The sequence below is a fragment of the Sphingobacterium sp. UBA5996 genome (genome assembly GCF_002429765.1).
Lineage (GTDB): Bacteria > Bacteroidota > Bacteroidia > Sphingobacteriales > Sphingobacteriaceae > Sphingobacterium.
The window spans coordinates 93,745-114,139 of the sequence record NZ_DJAS01000021.1 but is presented as its reverse complement, the minus strand read 5'-3'; the positions used below and the strand labels follow the sequence as shown (position 1 = coordinate 114,139).

13 protein-coding genes are annotated in these 20,395 nt (G+C 37.3%); 11 read left to right on the top strand and 2 right to left on the bottom strand.

The window, feature by feature from the left end:
* The first annotated feature begins 865 nt into the window (after positions 1-865).
* Entirely contained in the window at positions 866-1,438 is a 573-nt protein-coding gene (locus B3E00_RS15415; RefSeq protein WP_293939182.1) for a glutathione peroxidase, read from the top strand.
* A 1,162-nt stretch (positions 1,439-2,600) separates the two neighbouring features.
* Complete coding sequence (locus B3E00_RS15410; protein WP_293939180.1) at positions 2,601-3,716, top strand: hypothetical protein; 1,116 nt, start codon at positions 2,601-2,603, stop codon at positions 3,714-3,716.
* 12 nt (positions 3,717-3,728) lie between these two features.
* Here the strand turns inward: B3E00_RS15410 and B3E00_RS15405 are convergent, their stop codons facing one another.
* Positions 3,729-5,480: an NPCBM/NEW2 domain-containing protein gene (locus B3E00_RS15405; protein ID WP_293939178.1), complete on the bottom strand. Its 1,752-nt coding sequence runs from the start codon at positions 5,478-5,480 to the stop codon at positions 3,729-3,731.
* 1,025 nt (positions 5,481-6,505) lie between these two features.
* Here B3E00_RS15405 and B3E00_RS15400 point away from each other — a divergent pair.
* The 3 genes from B3E00_RS15400 (at position 6,506) to B3E00_RS15390 (ending at position 11,701) form a co-directional block, all read left to right on the top strand.
* The gene (locus tag B3E00_RS15400) at positions 6,506-7,399 is read left to right on the top strand and encodes a cation diffusion facilitator family transporter (RefSeq protein ID WP_209575448.1); all 894 of its coding nucleotides are present in this window, start codon (positions 6,506-6,508) and stop codon (positions 7,397-7,399) included.
* A gap of 854 nt (positions 7,400-8,253) precedes the next feature.
* Positions 8,254-9,030: a GLPGLI family protein gene (locus tag B3E00_RS15395; RefSeq protein WP_293939176.1), complete on the top strand. Its 777-nt coding sequence runs from the start codon at positions 8,254-8,256 to the stop codon at positions 9,028-9,030.
* Complete coding sequence (locus B3E00_RS15390) at positions 9,011-11,701, top strand: TonB-dependent receptor (protein ID WP_293939175.1); 2,691 nt, start codon at positions 9,011-9,013, stop codon at positions 11,699-11,701. The genes B3E00_RS15395 and B3E00_RS15390 overlap by 20 nt, the downstream gene beginning before the upstream one ends.
* A 94-nt stretch (positions 11,702-11,795) precedes the next feature.
* Here the strand turns inward: B3E00_RS15390 and B3E00_RS15385 are convergent, their stop codons facing one another.
* On the bottom strand, positions 11,796-13,337 hold the full coding sequence (locus B3E00_RS15385; RefSeq protein ID WP_293939174.1) for a protein adenylyltransferase SelO: 1,542 nt from the start codon (positions 13,335-13,337) through the stop codon (positions 11,796-11,798).
* Positions 13,338-13,559: 222 nt separating this feature from the next.
* Here B3E00_RS15385 and B3E00_RS15380 point away from each other — a divergent pair, with 222 nt between their 5' ends.
* The 6 genes from B3E00_RS15380 to B3E00_RS15355 all read left to right on the top strand — a co-directional run bounded on the left by B3E00_RS15380 (position 13,560) and on the right by B3E00_RS15355 (position 20,358).
* On the top strand, positions 13,560-14,543 hold the full coding sequence (locus tag B3E00_RS15380; protein WP_293888363.1) for an L-histidine N(alpha)-methyltransferase: 984 nt from the start codon (positions 13,560-13,562) through the stop codon (positions 14,541-14,543).
* Positions 14,544-14,555: 12 nt separating this feature from the next.
* Complete coding sequence (egtB, locus tag B3E00_RS15375) at positions 14,556-15,749, top strand: ergothioneine biosynthesis protein EgtB (protein WP_293939172.1); 1,194 nt, start codon at positions 14,556-14,558, stop codon at positions 15,747-15,749.
* 1 nt (position 15,750) lies between these two features.
* A complete protein-coding gene (locus B3E00_RS15370; protein WP_293939170.1) occupies positions 15,751-16,671 on the top strand; it encodes an ABC transporter ATP-binding protein in 921 nt (306 codons plus the stop codon).
* On the top strand, positions 16,668-18,224 hold the full coding sequence (locus B3E00_RS15365) for an ABC transporter permease/substrate-binding protein (protein WP_293939168.1): 1,557 nt from the start codon (positions 16,668-16,670) through the stop codon (positions 18,222-18,224). Before B3E00_RS15370 ends, B3E00_RS15365 begins: the two co-directional genes overlap by 4 nt.
* A gap of 119 nt (positions 18,225-18,343) precedes the next feature.
* Positions 18,344-18,889 carry a putative glycolipid-binding domain-containing protein gene (locus tag B3E00_RS15360; RefSeq protein ID WP_209575433.1) on the top strand — a complete coding sequence of 182 codons (546 nt, stop codon included), beginning with the start codon at positions 18,344-18,346 and terminating at the stop codon, positions 18,887-18,889.
* Between the two features lie 137 nt (positions 18,890-19,026).
* On the top strand, positions 19,027-20,358 hold the full coding sequence (locus B3E00_RS15355; protein ID WP_209575431.1) for a L,D-transpeptidase: 1,332 nt from the start codon (positions 19,027-19,029) through the stop codon (positions 20,356-20,358).
* The last annotated feature ends 37 nt before the right edge of the window (positions 20,359-20,395 follow it).

The window sequence follows — 20,395 nt, the reverse complement described above, 5'->3', positions numbered from 1 at the left end:
ATCATCCTTTTTTATGTGAAAATGGGAATATTTAATTTGTATGTAAAATCAGAGGTTTTAAATGTTCTCGCATTCGCTATAATAGACATCAAATGGGGAGATAATTTCGCAAAACACATCAACCATAAAAAAAAGACAATTCTTTGCTTTCTATGTTAGTTAATTTTAATGTTATTATTCTTGAATATCGTTAAGGTGGCAAGCTTGAACGCTGTTACTTCTGACGGTAGCAACATAAAGCAAACTTGAGGATTTGCCATAGCCGATGTCGGCTGCATTGATCTTTTTGTAAAATAACACTGCATTTTAACTGTCAGGTTTAACATGATAAACCTGTCCCTGTCATCCAGAAGTTAGAAATTCGTTTGGTTTAATTTGCACAATGCCATCCAATCCCTCTTCCAATACTATCTCAGCCTTTTTATCCGGATTTCTTTTAAAAAAATTACCACCCATATCTAGTTTACTAATTGATGCAGCTGTATTGGGTTCAAAAGCAACCGTATTGGCAACATAGAGTAATTTGTTTTTAGAATCTCCATAAATGGATTAGGGAGATCTTAGTGTTTCAGATTGAAAGCGAGGCATTCGAGACCGCTGGGCGAACAGAATTTGGGGGAATATAATGAGGATGAATGTTAGCGCAATTTTTATCGACGATCTGGTTAAGTTTACATTAGTCAATTTATTCATATTATATGACGGTGATCTCGAGAAACTCTTATATTCTGCCGGACTCATTTTCAAGGTTTTGCTACTATAAAATAGAGTTGATTTCTTCTTTAAACTTTAGTACCTTTAACTTGGCCTAGTCAGATCTCAAAGTGGTTTATAATGATTGGCATATCTGAAAAAAATGAGAAAAATGGTCTTTATATTTTTATTTATTGTGGCGGCAGTGGGAGCCGGTGTAGCCTATTATTTATTCACCAATGGTAACGTTAAAGTAGATATGGGATTGAAATCAGCTACTATCCATGAATTTAAAGTCAACGGCCTGGACGGCTCTACCATAAACTTTGCGAAATTTAAAGGTAAGAAGATTCTCGTTGTAAACACCGCTTCCAAATGTGGATTTACGCCACAGTACGAGGGTCTGGAACGTCTATATAATAAATTCAATGATAAGTTAGTTATTATAGGCTTTCCGTCAAATGATTTTTTAGATCAAGAACCAGGTAAGGACGCCGAAATAGCAGCATTTTGTCAACGAAATTACGGAGTAACTTTTCCGATGGCGGCAAAGATTGATGTGAAAGGAAAGCGACAGGCGCCTATCTATCAGTGGTTGACCAATAAAAGCCTGAACGGTGTAGAAAGTTCAGCGGTTTTATGGAACTTTCAGAAGTATTTAATTGATGAAAATGGCAAGCTTATAAAGCATTTTTCACCAAAAACTGACCCTGAAGATAATGAAATTGTATCTCTACTCGATTAGAAGGCGACTCTTATTCAACTTAGGAATTCAGTCAAAAGATCCTGTGAATTAAAATTTATACCATCTTGTAGCAAGTAACATAGCAGTTTTAATTGTCTATACGATTTTCTGCTATAAGCCTGGATATATGCAACTCTAATCAGGTGTTGTTTTTTACACGTAAAGTGTAGCGTATAACTGCTAAGCCTAAACATTAGGCTTATATATGACCAAAGGACTATATCTCTGCTTTTAAATGCGTGGAGCATGTGTTACATCTGTAAAAGGATTCAAATAACTACCGCAATAGGGTAAATAGGAATTCGTATCCTAGTTTAGGATTAATCAGAAGTTAATATAAGATGAACCCATTTTTTGTGGTATTAGCTACTATTTTGCTTTTTAAAAAACAAAGCAATCATTATTCGCCGAAACAAACTTTATATTCGTGCATCCCTCTCGGAAAATAACTTAATATTTTTGTAAGAGAACAAGAAGGAATAATCGACGATTAAACGAGCGTTCTTTGCTACTGATCATAGGAAGTGTCATCCCGTTTAGCGGGATAGTTTAGATGCTATCGGTTTTAATGCTTATCTGAGAGGAGGAGGACAGTGCGAGAGCTGAACAGATAAGTGCGTAAAGAGAAAGAAGAATGAGATCAGACGAAAGCTTTACAGAATTGAATTATAACAACAGGTAAAAATGGGGAAAATCATAGTAAAATTTTGGTTGTTTAATGTGCTGATAAGCATTGTGCTATTTATCTTATATCGACTTGTTATTGCGGAAAAAAATACTGTTGATACAGGATTTCTGAATACTATTATTGTTATAATGGACATTATTGTCAATCTTATTTTTTCAGCGGTTTACCTTTTCTCCATAGCATTGTGTTCTCTACTGTTTTTTCTAAATCGTATAGAAAAAGTCAGAAATAGTAAAACATTATGCTTTTTGGTTTTCTCAGGAATACCTGCTGTATGCTTAGTTATATTAATTGTTTATATATTGGTGGGAGTGTGCTACTATAATATGGCAATTGAACCGTTAAAAACGCTCCTTTTGTTTACGTTTATTTACCTAGGCTGTACCATTTTAGAATTTATCGCCTTTAGAAAGGCAATCAAAAAAAAGCAATAACTTACTATTTAAATAACTGTCGCAAACAATCCTTATGCTCATGAAATATATTGGAATAATACTGTTGCATGCTTTAATTTTTTTATCGGGTTGCCGTGCGCATGATCATGGTTCCTATTGGATGGCGATATCATCCAATAAAATTAATTGGGAACCTATGCGTGGCATCACGCTAAGTTATATGGAGATGTTGATAAAGGCGCAACCTTATGACAATCTACTGTTGGACAGTATTTATGAAATGGTGGAGAGTAAAGATACACTTCGCATTAACTTTTATTATCATGGTACAGGTGAGGTGGATAAACGTTTTGTACTTCACTATGTCCCAGTATCGAAGGCGAAATATGAACAAGCTGTCGGCGAATTAAAGAGCAGACGCCATGAACTCTTAAAAAGTATGGTTTCTTGGGACGCTTCAGCTCTAGATCTAAATACAACCAGACCACCTTATTTAGCGGACAGAACCGCCATGGATTTGATCAATCCGATGCAGCTTGCCTTAGAACTCACTCAAACGTTTGATAAAACGAAAGTTGTATATGAATCTACTATCGTCAGTAAAAATGATTCACTGCAGCGTTTCAGAACGCTCGGTATTCAATATCCGTCTTTCTCAAACAAGATAGCTGCGCAAGTAGGGATGACTTCTTTTAATCATCTCGAACTCTATATGGATGCTGGTAGCATTAACCAGGGTATGGCGATGAGTCAGGAAAAAATGTCTAAAGTCGCTATGCAAGAACTATTCGTAAAAATAACGAGTCAATTCCCTTCGGCGAAAATGAAAGCATTTGGTTTACCGAAAAGATATAATTATCGTGAATTTTCAGGTATCCATTCCAATATTGCCGTTACTTGGTATGATAGAAATAAGGTGATTACATTGGTCGTTGAGGGGATTCCAGATACCCTTTTTGATCGCGAAGTTGATAACAATATTGCCTTGAGTGATCAGGAGACACCAGTAGAAATAAGTAAGGTTTTTTCACATTATCTTGCACTCATTGATCAAGCTAAAGTTCGGCTCTTTGTAATGCATAAAGATTTCGATGAGCTTATGAATCGCAAAGAAAATAGAGATGAGACCAAGTTGCCCGGCCAGCTTTGGGAGTATGTAACTTCCTGGAAATACCTGTACGAGCTTAATGACTAATAGCTGCTATTTTTATTTAGTTAGCAATGGGTTGCACCAAATTGACCAGGCATTAAAGTTGTTTCCGGCTGGATCTTGTGTGAGAAGCTCAAGATCGTTAATATTTGTGATATCTATCTCAAAAAGATGCTGTTGATTAGGTCTGACGTTATAAGAAGAAAGGGTTTTCCCATTTCCCCGGATAATAAATTTAATACCCTCTGGTTTTTGAGCACCATCGCGCAATGCTGCTATGATTTTTAAATTCCGCCACTTTTTTGAAAGCTTATATGCATATAGGGATGGAGTATGGGCGTAAAAACCTTTTCGATATAGGTTGCCCATACTTTCTAAAAAAAATAAGCTGTTGGATTCGGCCGTGTAATAATTCCGAGCAGGATTTTCCCAACCAACTGAAGCTTCTTTCCATGCTGCATCAGAAAGAAATACACTATCCTTTTGGGTGGTTTTAAGGTTGATTGGCTTGCTGTCTTGTAACAACTGATTTAAGATGCCTAACTTAACCTGTCTTTGACTATCTTTGCTGTCATTTTCAACTGCCCTGATCAAGTCATTGATACTCGTCTGACCGAAGTTATTAACTGTGAAAAAATGCCCCCCTTCACCTTGAGTAACCATTTTTCGGTATTCTTTAACTGATCCATTTGCGAATATAAACAACATTCTTATTTCATGTGGTGCATTGCCCTCAAATGGAGCTATTTCAATCTCTGTATCATCGCTTTGATTGCCTACCGACGTAAAGCTGTTGCTTAAATACTCCGACATATCGTAAGGACGGATTAAGGCAATAACGGCATATGGTTTTGTTCCTGAATGGTAATGTAGCTTTATTTTTGTTGTCTTTTCATTTTGGTATAATTTAAAAGATTGCAATAGAAACTCGTTTCTATTGAGCAGCGGTTTTGGTCTTTGAGTAAATAGGGGATGCCGACTTAATTGTAATAGGGAAGCATGTGAAAATTTAGCTGATTTTTCACCGCCCCATTTTTCCACTTTATAGTGTCGACTACCGTATTCTCCCATTATAGATATTGTTTTTAAACTGAATTCATTTTTAAAACCATTATCATGTGGTAATCCGAATAGATGTCCCATTTCATGGGCTATACCTCCGAGGTACCAACTATTGAACTCTCCAACAGAACATGCTCTATTTGTAGCGAACATCTCTGTGAAAGTTATTTTAGTAGTTGCGTCAGCGAGTAGCAGCGGGTCTAGAAGATCACAGTCTGCAACCATGCACAAGCCGGAGGTGGCCGATCCCCTGCCATAGTAAGGCGAATGGAAGATGTAGGTATCATTTTCATCTTTCTCGCTTAAAGCTGTAATAACAAGTATATGTTCTTTACTTGATGTGATAGTAGGCGGCAATTTTTCGAAAATCTCATTTTCTATTTCATTACCTGAATATATGGTATAATCATTTGAGGGTTTCGATCCCTGGACCACGTAGTACTTGTAGCCCAAATTGTCCTTCTCAAATGGAATACCATCATTATCATAACCAGCATTTTCAAGCTCAGTTTTATAGAAGGCTGAGATATCTTTTAAGGTTCGGTCGATACGATTTTTCCAACTAGAAGACAGCCTTGAATCGGCACCAAAAAAATAAACTATCTTAACAGTATGGTGAATTTTATTGGTAACTTTTAAATTAGCGCCATGAGCGATTCCGGTAAATGTAAAGAGTGTGATGACAAATATCATCCAGCAGACATCTAGCTGAAGTTTTTTTCTGATTTCTGTAGTAGTGATTTCCATTTAGCAAACTTTAAGTAGTCTTATTTTCTTAGGTTTAATAAGATTTTTTAAATATCAGTTCTTTGTAAATTGAATCATTGTAAATGCGTCGCAATTGATCCTATTTTAGGCTAAAACTTGATGTGTCTTATTCTAATACTAAAGTTAAATAAAATCATTATGGTTATCTAAAATAAAATGCATAAGCTTACTCTGGGATATCGCAGCTTCTTGCTTAATTGTTAAAATAGTTTGAATTACTATTTATTGCTCTTTTAAGGTTAAAAATGCAAAGAGTGTTAGTTTCCAGAGTTATAACGATTAGTTATATGTGATCAGATATACATATCGTTGGCAGTACAATTTAAGTGATAATGATTTGATATGAAGCTTGAAAGTTAATGCGTTGTCTCGAAATGCTTTATATAGGGAAATTGAATAGCAATTCGATAGATTGACTGTTAGGTCGGCAAAAGTAAGTAAAGCCCAAATTTAAGTTGCTAATGTCAAAAGTATTCTTTTTTTGATTTTAGATTTCTGGGTAAATAGTAGTCAAAGTAAAATTCGTTCACAAAAATGATGAATACTAATATTTTGTAGGCTCTTGAAAGCCAAGTAGCTCGCGTCAGGAGATCATATTATATGAAACCTTTACGCTTTTAACTGTGTCTTCTATGGAGATTTGCTTAATTAATGACATCGGCCTGGAATGATTGGTCTTGGATGTGGCGTTTTTTTTAAAGTTTATTGATTGTCAAGTTCCATGGCCGATCAAAAAAATACGACACGAATGTTTATCAACGAATTAATAAAACATGATAAATCGCTAGATTCCGAAACCAACCCATGTACATTGCTGTTTAATCCTTATAGCTGATCAGTTTTTAATGATGGAAATTAATGCCGAAAGGTTACTATAGTAATTCCAAGAAAACATATGGTCTTCGCGCTCGAAAAACATAAGAATGCAAATACTAAATATGACTATAGCAAAAAGGAGCATATCGTCACAGCATGAGATAAGATTGTTTAAAAAGTTATGAAAAATGAACAATAATAAAAAGTCGATTTATAGTGCTCTTGTTGCAAATCTTCTAATAGCACTCACCAAATTTCTAGCAGGATCTTTTACAAACAGTTCTTCCATGATCTCGGAAGGTATTCATTCAACAGTCGATACTGTGAATCAGATATTGATATTATATGGACTAAAACGTAGTAAAAAGGCACCGGATCAGTCCCATCCCTTTGGGTATGGAAAGGAGCTTTACTTTTGGTCTTTTGTCGTTTCTATTCTGATATTCGGTTTGGGGGGAGCGTTGTCTATTTATCAGGGTGTTATTCATATACGGAATCCGGAACTGATGAAGAATCCTTTTTGGAATTACGTTGTTTTAATCCTTTCACTTATTTTTGAGGGGACTTCCTTTATCATTGCGATGAAAGAATTTAATAAGACCCGGAATGGCATGGGCTGGTGGAAAGCTATGATCAAAAGTAAAGACCCTTCAAGTTTTCTTGTCGTTTTTGAGGATGGAGCAGCGGTGGCGGGTCTTATTACCGTCATGATTCTGATGGCCTTAAGTCATGCACTGCAGATTCCTGAATTGGACGGATTGGCATCTATAATTGTCGGTTTACTATTGGTTTTCGTTTCCTTTATCCTTGCTAGGGAAAGCAGGAGCTTACTCATGGGCGAAGGCATTGCTTCTGAAACAAGAAATGAAATTGCCAGTCTGGTGGAACAAGACGTTTGTGTGATAAAAACCAAAAACATTTTATCTACTTACCAGTCTCCCGAGGATGTTATATTAATGCTTATTATCGATTTTAAGGATCACTTGAATACTGAAGATATTACTGAGGCGATCAATCGGATTCGTACGACCATAAAAACCGAATTTAAATTTATACATTATGTAATTATCCAGCCCGAATAGATAGGATTGGATATGCCCTTTATATCTTATATCAAGTATACTGCGAACTGGTTTTACTTTGCCTAGGTATATTGACGCAGTAGAGTTATTAGAACGAGCTTCATAAACCTGATTACCTCCAGGTATGCGCGCGCAATTTTACGTTGACCAATTAAACGATCTTTTTATTTTTTCCGAGTTCATATTTCTACGATTTCCCATTAACGGCTGATATTCTTTTTTTGCTTTTTTGAGAGTCGTTTCACCTACTTGTTGAGCTGACGACCGAATCCGTTGAAATAGCTTTCACACTTATAATTAGGGTGGGGATATTGCCTAGATCGAATAGTAACTGATCAGCTACGAATTCTAAGTGATCGGGTACAGATATTTAATCATCATTTCAATCATCGATTGTGTCTTTATTTTTATAGTCATATTCAAGATTATGCCACGAAAGCATAATATGGTTTAACAAATAAAATTAAAAACAATGAAAAAATTAATGATAAGTAAGCTGGCTTTTGTCATGTTAAAATTTGCTAGATCGGCTAGGACATTTGCAATCGTAGTCGAAGGAAATTCAAATTTGAAAATATCTAGTGATCATATCGCCAAAAATACGGTTGATGTTACATAGGAAACCACGAAAGCGAATGCGGTATCCTCACGTTACAATTTTTAAAGTTAGCGTTTACAGTATTTGTAATTTTCATTTGTGTGGCACAGACTTCACAAATGACTTTTCTTCAACTAGGGGTTGAGCGATCTTCTTTTAGTAATGCACGACTTGTTTGAAGTCAAACAACATTTTATTCAATTTTTTACGAAAATAAAAGCGGTGCTTAGGCACGTTATTTAAAATACAAATTATCATGCAAAAATATTATATATTTTTTTTCGTTCTATTCCTTTCCAGGTTCTCGTTTGCGCAGCGGCTTCACGCCGTTTATGAATACATACCATCAGCAATGGCTACTTTTAAGGAAAATGTTTATTATGATGGAATGGTGAAGATCGCTGTTCGGGATTCAACTCCGCAGCAGATGCAAGTACTTGATAATGATGTGGACGATGAAGTAGCACCTTCATTTTCTATCACAATTGGTTCTGGCAAGAGGTTTAATAGGGTCGTAATGCATCAAAATAATGCTAACCAACAGTTGGAAACCCGCTCCATTCAAGGGGTCAATTATTTGGTGACTGACAAATTTCCGGTATTAGTATGGAACACAGCATATAGCGATGTTGATACTTTGGGTAACTATGTATGCCACAAGGCAACAGCATCTTATCGGGGAACGACCCTCGTAGCTTATTATACAAATGCTATTCCCGTACCTGTAGGGCCATCGAAGTTTGGCGGTCTACCTGGACTTATTGTTATGCTATATAATGAAAGTGCTAATCCGAACTACTGGTATCTAAAGGGGGTCAACTACCCTTATAATGGAAGTATTCCAATTGATGATAAGTATATACATTCCTTAAGTAAATTGAGTCTTGAAGAGTTTGTCAAGAAAGAAGACCAATTTAATGAAGAGCATATGCGTATGCTATATAGTAAAATGCCAATGATGGAGGGTGTTAGCGTAGACAAGCAAAAAGTTAGAGGCAGTGTAGAACAAGTGTATGAATGGGAACATCAATAAGCAGATAGCGACCTTATTCAGTATTTTACTATTTGCTATAGCAGCCCATGCTCAGGTCGCTATCCATGGTACTATCAGGGCTGCCGGAAAAGCTGTGGGGGGAGTCCGTATTGAACTACGGGGTGATGGCGACAACAAAATGTTGGCATATACGTTCAGTGACGGGCAAGGAAAATATCGTTTGCAAACTGTGCAGAGTGGATCATTCTCTTTACTGTTCACTGCACTCAGCTTTAAGCCCGTCTCGCTTCCTATCATGGCGGTGGAAGCAGATACGTTGGTCGATGTCCAACTATCGGCTGGAGGTGTAGAGCGATTGCAAGAAGTAATAGTTCATTCCAAACGCCCTTACCGTCTAGGCAAAGATACCATCGAGCTTGCGGTCAAATCCTTTTTGCAGGGGGACGAACGAACCGTAGAGGATTTACTTAAGAAGATTCCGGGTATTCAGGTCGGGACTGACGGAAGCATCAAAATAGGAGATAAGGAAGTGCAAAAAGTAATGGTTGAGGGAGACGATTTTTTTGAAAAAGGCTACCGTTTGCTAACGCAGAGTATGTCTGTTAGGCCCCTAAAAAAAATTCAGATATTGCAGCGATATTCTCATAACAAACAACTTAAAGGTATTGAAAATTCGGACAAGATTGCGCTAAATTTGGAATTGGAAGAGGATAGTAAGGCGCAGTGGATGGCGTCTTTAGATGCTCAGATAGTCCCAATTGGTCCCAAATATTATCAGGCTAATGCCAATTTGATGAACTTCGGAAAAAAGAACAAGTATTATCTATTGGGAGCCGCCAATAACAATGGATTTGATGCCGTCAGCAGTATTAATTACCTGATTCAATCTGGATCGCCTGATGAACCGGGCCAGATCGGTATGGGAATAACGGCACCTACCTTGATAGACAATACTCCAAATCTTCCTGGATTTGATTACAAGCGGACCAATTTCAATAATGATAAGTTACTTTCGTTAAATACCATTTTAAATCCAACTGCGCAGTTAAAGATTAAATTGCTCGGCTTTGCAAATTCTACCAAAAAGACATTTTATCGAAATACGGTGCAAAACTATCGTGTGCAGAATAATCAATTTACCAATACCGAAGATCACCAGTTTAAGAGAAAAATTGATAATTACTTCACGAAAGTGGACCTTCAATTTGAGCCCAATAAGCATGCGATATTCACCTATACAGGTTCGCTTGGTTCCCTTGGGAAAAATGATATCGGTACATTAGTATTCAATGGTGTCCAAAGTGAGGAAAGGACCAAAAGCAATGGTTACGTCACCAACCAAAATATAAGTTATAGTCACAAATTTTCTAATCGTGACGTACTAGTTAGCTCATTACGCTGGATTAAGCAGCAGACGCCAATAGATTATAATATTAATAAATTTTATTATGAAGACCTCTTTGGAGTTAAAGACATCTATGCGGTGCAACAGCACATTGCGAATAATTTAATGTACATAGGTGCCACCACTCATTATGTAAGCCGTAGAAGTAATGGCGATTTTTTTCAACTAGCCTTCAATATGGATTATCAACAACAGCAGCTCAACACCGAATTGAAATTGCTGTCTAATCCAACAGGTTTAGGTGATTCAGTATCCTCTCCTTCGGGATTTTCTAATGCAATGGATTTTAACGTTTTTCAGACTAACATTAATACCAAATATACTTTTAAACGAGGTCTATGGGAATTAACGCCACGTTTGGAGGTTGGTATGGTACAAAACATATTGATAGATTTTGGAAAATCAAAAAGTAAAAATAACGTAGTGCTTTCTCCTGGATTGTCGGGTAAATGGGGGCTTCATGAAAAAGGGCGATTGGAAGCAGACTTTTATTTTCAGCAACAGAATGCTACAAGCACTCAACTAGTTCCCAATTACTATACAACAGGTGTACGTAATTTTATCCGGGGAATGGATAATCTTGCTGCTCTAAGTAGTTCAGGTGCATCGCTAACATATACTTATGGTAGTCTGACAGATCGTTTTTTTGCCAATTTCTCTGCCGGACATCAAATTTTGTTTGATTATGTGGGTATATCAAGCAGACTAGATCCGAATTTCAGCCTTGTTCAACAGGTGTTACTTAAGGATAAAAAAAGCAGCTATTTTAAGGGCGACTTTAATTATTATCTGAGAGCTGTACATGGAAATTTTCGGTTAGATCTGGGAATGAATGCTACAGATTATGCAAACCTTGTAGAAGGAGTGGGCAGCCGTCGAATCCGTGCAGCAAGTTATGATTATGGACTATCGTTTAGAAGCGCGTGGAATTCTAAATTGAATATCTATATGGGGTATACCCTTCAGCACGTTAACTATCGAACAGAAGGTAAACTTATACTAAATAATAGCCGGGGGTTCCTGAATGTATTTTTCAGCATGTCGAAAAACATTCATTGCAATCTAAAAAATGAATCTTATCGCTTTGGAAGTTTAATCGGTCAGAAATCCAAGATCTATCATTTTTCGGATTTCACTTTATCGTATGAAATGAGAAAGCATAGGACGAGATTTAACATTATAGCAAAAAATATTTTTAATACGCAGTTTTTTAGAAATGTTGAGCTGACTGATTTGTACAATTCTAGCACTGAATACAGACTATTGCCAAGATACATCAGTTTTGGCTTAGATATCAGCTTTTGAAGGTTACATTTAGTAACTTAAAGGAATGGGGGTTCTTGTGTTAAATTCTGATAATCAATAGATTATCAGAATTTAATGGCAGATTTGTTTATTGTTACGAGCTGCATGAGAGTGTAGAACATCCTGCGATATTGTCGTAGATGGGTGGACGCTTAACTGAAAATTCTGGAAACAATTCTTCATATGGTTTTTCTAAAGCTTGGGTTAGTTTTAATAACATTCCTGTCTTTCCGTTACTGATCTCTTCAATACATTGGTAAAGCAAATAGTTTCTTAGTATGAATTTCGGATTTGTTTCTCTCATTAATTCTAGTGACTCTACTTTTGAAATTGAATTTAAACGCAACCGGCATCGGTACTGGTCAATGAAATCTTTTAGTCTTTTGAGCTTTTCTTCATTTAGAGCAGTGTATGTAATCGGACTGAAATGATTTTTAACATCAGTATCCGTTGTTATTTTTTCCAATTGATTGAAGAATAAGGTATGATCCATTTTAAGGTCCTGTATCAAGCTTTGCCAGTTTGTGAAAAACACTTCGTCTTCTTTTCTGAGTTCATTAAATCCAAATTTTCTGCAAAGCATTTTGCTATTGGCCTCCGAAAAATAGACTCCAAAATTTCTTAACGAATTTTCAAGAAATTTTTCATCATTGATGACGGGGTGGAGGGCATTTGCTAGTTTCCATAAATTCCACTGTCCGATCTGTGCCTGTTTACCGAATGCATATCGCCTTCCTGGCAGATCGGTAGTGTTTGGTGTGAAATTTAAATTATATTCATCCATCATTGCATAAGGGCCATAATCGATCGTCAAGCCCAAAATAGACATGTTATCTGTATTCATTACGCCATGTACAAAACCGACTCTCAACCATTCTACTATTAGGTCTGCTGTGGCTCTACATACAGTTTCAAAAAAATCTTTATATTTATGAGGGGTAGAGGAAACTATAGTGGGGAAGTAATTATCAATAGTAAAATCAAGCAGATCTTGTAATAACTTGTGTTCGCCTTGAGCAAATAGGAATTCAAAATGGCCAAAACGAAGGAATGTGTCTGCGGTTCTTACAACTACCGCCCCTTTTTCGTATTGTGGATTTCCGTTATACATAATATCCCGTATTACATCTTCTCCGGTAAAGGAAAGGCTTAATGCCCTCGTTGTAGGGACACACAAGTGATGCATAGCTTCACTCATCAGGTACTCGCGTACAGAGGATCTTAATACTGCCCTTCCGTCTGCACGTCTTGAGTATGGCGTCTCACCAGCACCTTTCCATTGGATTTCCGTTTTTTTGCCCTTAAGATTGATGATTTCTCCTGCGAAAATTGCTCTTCCGTCACCGAGTTGACCGGCCCAATTACCAAATTGGTGCCCTGCGTAAGCTGTCGCATACGTCTGAATATTTTGGGGTAGTTGAGAGCCCACAAGAAAGTTAAGATCTTTTTCTTCAAATTCTCCAAGACCTATTTCCTTCGAAAGAGCCTCATTAAAAGCAATTAGTTCGGGTTTTTCAAATCCTGCTGTTTCAGTCGTGGCAAATAATACTTTTGGCGTAGCTCTCGGTAAAGGGCTATTGGAAAAATCGCCAGGAAATCTTTTAAGGAAAGGTTGTGTGATCTGTTCAATATTCATACCTCAAATATATTAATTATTAAAGAAAAGACTATCCAATAGTAAGAAGGCCTTACATTTTTTAGAATAATAGAAAGTGAATTATTGGTTAATTCTATTGTCAGTTCTATAATTTACTACTGTTTCTTTTTTGATAAAATAAAAGCAGAGACAATTACGAAACTATTCTTTCGGTTTGAATGTTATCTTTCCGTAAGAAACGATAGTAAAATTTAGCGAGTTATGAGTCTACAAGTTGATAGTGTCGTCAGAGAGATAGAAAATTATGAAGGTAATTTTCATAAGGACGTGATAGAGGGTTTAAATACTTATCCCAAGAAATTATATTCAAAATATTTTTATGATCCTATCGGCGACCGGCTTTTTCAGGACATTATGCAGATGCCGGAATATTATCTGACAGACTGTGAACTCGAGATTTTTAGCACAAGAACATCGCAGATAGCTGAGCTCATCAACTCTGATCATTCTGCTTTCGACCTCATTGAACTGGGGGCTGGTGATGCGCTTAAATCAAGTCATTTATTACGACATCTTAGTAAAAGTGATATTGATTATTCTTATATGCCAATAGATATATCAGGGAATATCCTTAAAGTATTGTGTGAAAAATTATCCAAAGAAATTCCAAACTTAGACACTGTTCCTTTGAAAGGCGAATATTTTGAGATGCTGAATGAGGCAATGAAAATATCCGAACGTCGAAAAGTAGTTTTATTTCTAGGGGGAAACATTGGTAACATGGATATGGAAGAAGCACAACTTTTTTGTGCTGAAATTCGTCGTAGATTGAGTCCCGGCGATTTATTTATTATTGGTTTTGACTTAAAGAAAAATCCTCACACCATTCTCTCTGCATACAATGATAAATCTGGAATCACTTCGGCATTCAATATTAATTTACTTAACCGAATAAACAGGGAGCTGGGCGCAAACTTCGATACACAATATTTTCAGCATTACCAAACTTATGATCCTATCTCTGGAGCTTGTAGAAGCTTTTTGGTCAGTCTAGCAAACCAATATGTACATATTAAAGGAGATTCGATTTTTTTTAAGGAAAATGAATTGATTGACATGGAGATTTCACAGAAATATTCGCTTGAAGAAATTCAACGTGTTTCTTCTTTGGCTGGGTTTGAACTGCTGGTAAATTTGGATGATGATAAAGGTTGGTTTGTGGATTCCATTTGGATGGTAGCGTAATTATAATCGGTTATGAAAAATATAAATTCAGCATTTAGCCTAGTGCCACAAAAAGAAGTGTTAAATGCAAGGTATCTTACTATAAGAGGCTATTCTGAAGAAATCTGCCAACCGTTGGAAATTGAGGACTATGTAGTTCAGCCAATAGTTGATGTTAGTCCTCCAAAATGGCATCTTGGGCATACCACATGGTTTTTTGAAACCTTTATATTGATTCCTCATTTGCCAAATTATCAAGTTTTTGATGACGAATACAACTTTGTTTTCAACAGCTATTACGAAACAATAGGTTCCCGTGTGATTCGAACGGACCGAGGTAATCTCAGTAGGCCATCAGTAGGAGACATCTATAATTACCGCCGATACGTTGACAAGCATATGATCGAATTTTTGGATGGGGGATTTTTGACACAAAATCTTGTTGGTATCTTTGTCTTGGGTTTGAATCACGAACAGCAACACCAAGAATTGCTGCTCACGGATATAAAATATATATTAGGGCATAATCCTCTTTTTCCTCCCTATAGCAAAGAAATTACGTCACCCGAATGCAAGAATTACGACAGAGAGTATGTTAGATTTGAGGCTGGAATTTATGAAATTGGATTCGAGGGACAAGGTTTCTGTTTTGATAACGAACTGGGACGGCATAAAGTCTACCTAGATGATTTCGAAATTGAGAATACCTTGGTCACAAATCAGCAGTTTCTTGAGTTCATACAAGCTGGGGGATATTTAGACTTTCAATTTTGGCATGCAGAAGGATGGGATTGGGTTAAAAAGCATCAAGCAAAAGCGCCTTTGTATTGGCATATGATTGATGGTAAGTGGATGAATTATACCCTGAACGGATTGACGGATATCGACTTAGAGGCCGCGGTTTGCCATATTAATTTCTATGAAGCTGCTGCGTATGCGTCTTGGAGAGGTATGCGACTTCCGACAGAGGCGGAATGGGAAGTCGCAGCCGACCACATTAGTTGGGGAGAACGTTGGGAATGGACAAGTTCGGCTTATCTTCCTTATCCAAAATTTAAAAAAGAGGCGGGTGCAGTAGGTGAATATAATGGCAAATTTATGATTAATCAAATGGTGTTAAGGGGCGCTTCAATAGCTACACCAAAGGGCCATAGCCGCAAGACTTACAGAAATTTTTTTCAAACCGCACATCAGTGGCAGTTCACAGGAATTAGATTAGCCAGATAATATGGTCGAGATCGACTCAGTTTCTAAATCATTTAACGGTAAGGCGGCCGTTGATCACATATCAATAGAAGTGAGAGATGGTGAATTTCTTGTTATTTTGGGTACCAGTGGTTGTGGTAAAACCACTACTTTAAAAATGATTAATAGGCTGATTGAACCTGATAAGGGTAAGATTTTTATCCGAGGTAAAGATATATCCAAAAGGAGGCCGGAAGATTTGCGTAGAGAAATTGGTTTCGTAATGCAGAATGCTGGCCTTTTCCCCCATTATACCATAGCCAAAAACATTGCTGTGGTTCCAGAACTGCTGAACTGGAAAAAAAATAAAATTAAGGATCGTACAGTTGAGCTTCTACGCAAATTAAATTTAGGAGAAGATCTGTTAAAGCTCTACCCACATGAATTGAGCGGAGGCCAACAACAGCGCGTAGGTATAGCAAGGGCGTTAATAGCCAATTCACCAATATTGTTGATGGATGAACCCTTCTCGGCACTGGATAACATAACCAAAAGTGACATCCACGCAGAATTCAAATTGTTGGAAGAAATCCAAAGCAAAACAATTATATTGGTTACACATGATGTGCCCGAAGCTTTCGAACTTGGTCATCGTATCTGCTTGATGGATGAGGGGAAAATTGTACAGATTGGAACACCTAAAGAGCTACTGTATAGTCCAGCAAATGAATTTGTGGTTGATTTTTTTTCAGAAAATCGCTTGCTATTGGAGTGTAAGGTAACGATACTACATGAATTAAAAGGGATTATAGCCTTGGATCATTTCATCGATACCTATGGTTTTTCTGAAAACACAGACCTATGGCGTGCATTACAGGTATTAAGCGCTCGTGGGGATGCCATACTAGATTATGAAAGTATGATAGGTGCATTCAACACCTATAGAAAACACCAATTGGCATGACGGAGCAAACTCTTTGGCAATTCGTACTTGAGCAGCAGCAAAAGTTATTGATACAGGTGTGGCAGCATTTAGAGCTAACATTTTTATCTTTGACATTTGCCATTCTTATTGGAGTACCTTTGGGCATATTGATTTCGAGGAAGAAAAAATTTGCTGCTATTATTTTAGGTTTTGCAGGGATTTTACAAACTGTTCCAAGTATTGCGTTGCTGGGGTTTCTTATTCCAATCCTAGGTATTGGTCCGGTTCCAGCTATTGTTGCACTTCTTATTTATGCACTTTTACCCATTATTAGAAATACTTATACCGGAATCATTAGCATAGGATATAGTATCTTGGAATCAGCGAAAGCTGTGGGTATGACCGATTGGCAAATACTATTAAAAGTTCAACTTCCACTGGCTATGCCGGTGATTGTCGCGGGGGTTCGGACAGCCGCAGTAATCAATGTAGGCGTCGCAACCTTAGCATCATTCGTTGCCGCCGGCGGATTGGGTGAATTTATCTTTGGTGGTATATCACTTAATAACTCCAATATGATCTTAGCGGGCGCTATTCCCGCTGCTTTAATTGCGATACTTTTAGATAAAGGTATTGGATTCCTACAAAATTCTTTCACTAATTTCAGAATTTTGCTAATCTCTATTTTGCCCAGCTTCCTTCTTATTCTTGCTATAGTCTATATAAGAACAAACAGTGTTGATCAGCAGATTAAAGCTGGTTTTACAGCTGAATTTATGGGACGTCAAGATGGTTACTTAGGTCTTCGTAGTGTTTATGGCCTCCAGATAACGCCCGTTATCATTAGTGATGCGATTATGTACAAAGCCGCTTTTGAAAAGGATATCGATCTTATTAGCGGATATTCTACTGACGGTCGTGTCAAAGCTTATGATTTGCTAGCCTTGGAAGATGATAGAAAGATTTTTCCGCCCTACTTTGCTGCACCGATTGTAAAGGTAGCGACGCTCAAGAAATTTCCACAATTGGAAGAGACAATAAATCTATTGGCAGAGAAGTTTACTGATTCGGTAATGGTTAGCCTTAACTATAGGGCGGATTTCCTAAAACAGACGCCTGAGAATATTGCCACGGACTTTTTGGTGCAAAACAAACTCTATAGACCGTCGCGCCGAGGTCAGGCTGGTACCGTCAGGATAGGATCTAAAATTTTTGGGGAACAATACATTTTGTCTGCCATTTATAAAATTCTCCTTGAAGGGTATACCGATTATAAAGTGGAGACAAAGACAGGACTCGGCGGAACCAAAATTTGCTTTGATGCTCTGATACACGATGCAGTCGACCTTTACGTGGAGTATACAGGGACGGGGCTTTTGGTATTACTTAAACCGGAGCAACAAATTATATCCAATGTGTCCAAAGATCCTGCTGGCACCTACAACTATGTAAAGAGTGAATTTCAGAAGCGATTTGGCATTACTTGGTTAAAACCTCTTGGTTTTAATAACGCATACGCTCTGATGATGCGACGTTCTCAAGCTGAACAAAATCATATCCAAAGTATTAGCGACTTAAAAAAATACGAATAACCTACAGCGTAATCCAACTTTTATTTTAAAATGTAAATAATTGAAACTATCAACGCTGTAACATTGTTTCAAGAACATCGCAATAAAGCTTATTGTGGGATAAATTAAATTATATAGCTATGAAAATTTTATTATGGAGAGGATTGATCAACAAATCTTGGGAGCATTGCACCGTTGACACAACGGATAGTGGTTTCAAAATAGCTTCCGAAATTGTAGGTAATTACGAAAGCAATACCTATATCGTAAATTATTTGATTAACACAGATAACCAATGGAATACACAGGATTTCGAAATTCGATGCGACATTCAAGGTGAACTCAAACAATTTTATGGAAAAAAAAATGGTTCTGATTGGCTGATCAATGGAGAGATTGAACCGTATTTTGCAGGTTTTAATTATATCGATATCTCTATAACACCATTGACAAACACGTTACCAATAAAAAGACTCGCGCTTAATGTCAATGAATCACAAGATATCAATGTTATTTATATCGATATCTTGAATGAATCAATTAAGCCTGTTAGAGAAAGATACACAAAAATTTCCAAAGATCAATACCAATACGAAAACTTGGAATCAGCATTTGCTTCAGCCATACTTATTGACCGAAACGGCATGGTAAAAACTTACCCAGGTCACTTTGAGTTAGTGGCTTAATATCGTTATAATTTGATGATAATTGGCTTCCATAGCTTTCAATTGATAGTATGTGGTGAAGTTTATATTATATATTTCTACGTGTTCGACCTATTTCCTTGTTAAGGTTGTTGATAAGTTAAATTAAAAATATGATTATGTTATTTAATTATAAAAATGTTATCCGAATCTCTTTATGGAGTATATTGGTGATAAGCTTTGCTGTTACGGGTTGCCGGGACCGCAACTCTAAAAATCAGCCGGGAGGGAAAGAAGTTTCCAAAATGAAGGAGCAGGCTGAGAATACCGATTTTACACTTGCGCTCCTCAATGCTCTTTTCTACGAAGAGGATTTTGAGTCCTCTTTAAAATCCCAATTGCAACTCAGTCAAAGGCAGATCGATGATTTAAAGGTAGCTGCGAGTACAGCTGTGGAAAAACTTAGCGAGGAGGATGAACCTTCCAGTAAATCTTTTAAAGAATCTATAAAACAGGCGACGACTCAAATTGTAAAGATACTTGGTAACCAAAAGGCCGCTCAATTCTTTCATTTTATAACTGCACGTTATGCTGATGGAGAGAACACGCTACCAATTGAGCCAAATCAGATTCCTGAAGACACGCGTATTATTGTGAACGGGCCAGCGTTTCGAATGGATGTATTTCAGCAGGGTAAACTGATTAAGACCTACAGTATTGCTATTGGATATCCCGAGTTTCCCTTGCCTACGGGCGTGCGTAAAGCGACCAATATCATATTTAATCCTACATGGACACCTCCTGATGAGCCTTGGGTGAAAGGTAAGGTGAGTCCGGGCGAGAAAGTCCCTGCGGGAAGTGAACTAAATCCTCTGGGGCCCATTAAAATTCCCATTGGTATGCCTTCTTTGATTCACGGAGGAAAAGATGTATCCAAATTAGGAGCTTTTGCTTCTCATGGTTGTGTTGGTCTTACGGACGGTCAGGTGCAGGATTTTGCAAAATTTTTGTCCTTAGTAGCAGGAAATCCGATATCAGCAGAGAAAATCGCTAATTACGAAAAAAAGGATACAAAGACTGAAACTGTAAAATTAAAGCAACCTGTATTAGTTGAACTTCGATATGAAACCATTGTTGCTCAGGATGGAGGTTTGCATATCTTTCGGGATGTTTATGAGCGTGGTACAAATACCATCGAAAATGCGACACGCGTGCTCGATAAATACAATATCAAGCTAGAGAAACTCAGTGAGCAGGAGCGGACTAGCTTAATGAAAGGTTTAGAAGATATGAATCAGGATGCACGTGGTAATAAAATTGCCGGGGTTGACGATCCGGAGTCTGCTTCAACAGGTGATAGTGCCAAAGAACGAGCGGCTGATAAAGAAAGCCGAAAAGATAAAGGCCAAGTGACAAGAAGCGTAGTTGGCCAGAGAGAAATCGTAGTGAGAATTGCAGCGTTGAAAGGTAAAGGATATCCACTTCCTGTAGACAATAATTCAGGGAAATAGAGAAATTCCTATTGTTTATTCATACCCCATGAAACTT